The organism is Rhodopirellula sp. JB055 (assembly GCF_043100905.1).
Classification (GTDB): domain Bacteria; phylum Planctomycetota; class Planctomycetia; order Pirellulales; family Pirellulaceae; genus Rhodopirellula.
Window position 1 is genome coordinate 1 of record NZ_JBICHO010000600.1, and the last position, 2,976, is coordinate 2,976.

Below are 2,976 nucleotides of genomic sequence, written 5' to 3' on the forward strand. Positions count from 1 at the left end.
TGATCCGATCGACGATCCGATGCGGCAGCCAACGCAACATGAGTTTGCTGCCAGTGTTCGTAAGATGATGGAAACCGTTCCCGAGCTAAGAGCGAGCAGAAATCGAATCGAGCAAGGTGAAGCGGAAATGGCAGCGGCGAAAGCGGAGCTCGCGAAAGAGGTCGACGCCGAAGTCATTGAACAGTTTCTCATGCCTGTTGGCAGCGGTGATACGCTCGAGCAATTCAAAGAATTTCATGCTCGGCACAAGTCAATCACCATCGATCGAGAAAGTTTGTTTGCGTTGGTTGCAGCGAGAAGGGAACTGGCAAGAATTCAAAACGCAGCGTTTCGGATCGCTCGAGAAAATTCGAAGCTAGAGGAAGACAAGCGTCTGCTGACAAGCAAGCTGAGTGAGGCGATCAAGAAAACGAATCAGCAGTACCAGCTTTACGAAGCCAATCGTGAGCAGTGTGTGGCAATCTACAACGAAACGAGTGCCAGGACGGCACAGTTTGCAGTGGGAGCCACACCGGCCAACGTGGTTTTGCAGTGCCGAGAGAAATACGTGCTTTGCGAGATTGATTTCTGGCGAGCGATCGCGGAATACAACAAAGCTGAACGCTATGTGTCTTATTTGGACGGGTCTCTGCTTGCCGAAGTTCAATCCAAATGGGACAGGGAACGATCACCGGCTGAGTCTTCACGAGTATGATTCCGATCGGCGGCATCAGCCGACGGTCACCAAGCAGGTCGACGGGAATGATCAGGCACAACCATCGGATCCATTTCAGCGTTCGCCCCGGTTGTGTGTGAAAAACGTGGCGAACGCCCACGGCTCCCATACCCGATGAAACCTGTGTGCCTGCTTCGCCCACGATCACTGGAGGCGAACCAGACGCGATCGCGTTCCGGCTGACTCAATCAACGGGCTGCGATGCCACGCTTTCGCGTTCGACACTGATTCGTTGCTCATTGCGAGAGCGGAGCGAATTCGAGTTCGCCGTCGATATCCGCATCGCTCGTTTTGACTTGCGAGTCCTGAGTGTCGAGGTAATCACTCAAGCTCGCGTCTTGGTCACCCACGGCGTTCTCGGGTTCCATCAGTCCGCCTGGTTGCGTGGCATCACTCGACAATCGCATCCAGCCAACGCTGCCCGGGGGAATCATCGCGTCGTGAACCATGGCCATGGGTTTGGCGGTAACGTACTCGGGGTTGCGGCAGGCACGATTGCATCCGGAACAACGTTCACAAGGCCGGCTGCCTCTCCAAAACATCAGCTCATCCAAGCAGCTTCGCGACGCGACGAAAACGCGATCACCGGGTTGGATTTGATAGTTCGTTGCGGTGTTTCCCATTTGAACGATTTCGCGGTAGCAGACCGGCAACGTGACGCGGCATTCGCAGGGATCGGTTGGCCGTGCCAGCAGGATTTGGCATGGATTGGCGCTGGATGTCAAACCGCCTGCGGACACGATGGCATCGAGCACGGTTTCAGATCCGGACAGCGGATAGGCACCCGGCGCGTTGACTTCGCCCAGCACATAAAACCGATCGACTGGTTCGAGAAGTCGAACGTTGACGGCGATGGAGTCACAATTTTCGGGCCGTGGTTCTGGTCGGTTCGATTCCGAGCCTTGTTCCCTGGAGAATTGTTCCCTGGCGAATTGTTTGCAGTCGGATTCTTGCTGGCGAATCTGGTGAACGATTTGTTGCTCGATGAGTGATTCCGCTTGTTCGAGATCGCGGCCGGCCACGATGACACGTCCGTAAGGCCCCAGGTCCAATGTTCCGTCGGCCAAGACGACTTGGTCGGCCGGCAATCGCAGGTCGCGTTCCAGATTGATGGGTTCGATCAACAGAGCGTCACCGGGCTGCAACGCTCGCGGCGGCAAGACTTGCTTGGCATTCTCTCGAGCGATTCCGCCTGGGATTCGAGAGGCATCGAGCACCTGTTTCGCTTCGCTGGTGAGCGTCGCACCGGACGGATACAGCGACAGCCCCAGCGTGCTGCAACCGGTGCTGGCCATTGCGAGCAAGCACCCGAGCGTGAACAGAATCTGATGACCAGAAAAACTCATCCTATTACCTCTTGCCGTGGAATCCTTTCCCTACGAACAATCGGCTCAAAGAATAGAACTGACGTGACTGATTCACGAAGACCGTGGTGATCATCACAACCCGCAAACCTCGCCCGCGATTCAAACGCTCACGCGAATCAGTCAGCGTTTTCGCACGCAAGCAGACTTAGAATCCGCCGTCGATTCCATCGACGGCGCCGGCGGTGATTCCTGCCAAGACCAATCGTTGGCCTTCGCGAAGAAGGAAGCGGGCGGTTTCTTCGCGGAATGTTTCGACGGGACGCAGCCGCACGATCGGACTTTGCGTGGATCCCATCACGGCCACGACCAGTGTCCGGTCGCGAAGCAGTTCCGAGACGCTGAGGATCGCAGACGCAGGAAGAAGCGAGCGAAGAGCGTACTGTTGTGCCAATTGGGTAAAGTTTGCCGCGATGTCGCGGTAGTCACCCGTCGCAATCAACGCGTTCAAATCCAAACGGCCGCTACGCAAGTAAACCTTGCCATCCGCTTGCACGAGCGCGTTGTCAGCCCCCAGCCAGAACTCATCCAGCACGACGACACCTTGGCCAATGATGCCTTTGGCTTCTCCTACATCGAATGATTGGTTGGCCAGCGAAATCGGCCCAAGAAAACGGGATGCGGCGAGCAAACCCGGCACCGCCGCACCGCGGGTGTCACCCAATTTGAAATCAAAGCGGCCGAACAGATCATCGATGGATTGAATCGATTTTCCACGCAGCGAAATCTCGCCGGATATTTCACCGCTGGCCAGCGAACTGGATCGACCGAGTTGATCCGTCAAGCGAACGAAGTCCATTCGCCGCGTCTTCCAGTGACTCGTTAGATCAACGCCACCCGAGCGTCCGGATGACAGCAGCAGGCCGCCTTCCAATTGGCCTCCACCGACACGAGAAC

General features: G+C 56.4%; 2 protein-coding genes and 1 pseudogene. 1 reads left to right on the top strand and 2 read right to left on the bottom strand.

All coding sequences use genetic code 11. From position 1 onward, the window contains the following. Window positions 1–694: pseudogene (locus ACF8AM_RS23505) on the top strand (transcriptional regulator); the annotation flags it as partial. Window positions 695–951: 257 nt separating this feature from the next. On the opposite strand, the gene ACF8AM_RS23510 reads toward ACF8AM_RS23505, so the two are convergent. Together ACF8AM_RS23510 and ACF8AM_RS23515 are read right to left on the bottom strand one after the other, a co-directional pair. Continuing rightward, on the bottom strand, window positions 952–2,061 hold the full coding sequence (locus ACF8AM_RS23510; RefSeq protein ID WP_392557990.1) for a polysaccharide biosynthesis/export family protein: 1,110 nt from the start codon (window positions 2,059–2,061) through the stop codon (window positions 952–954). Between the two features lie 166 nt (window positions 2,062–2,227). Continuing rightward, the coding region (locus tag ACF8AM_RS23515) for an AsmA-like C-terminal region-containing protein (RefSeq protein ID WP_392557991.1) at window positions 2,228–2,976 on the bottom strand (749 nt) is incomplete at its 5' end.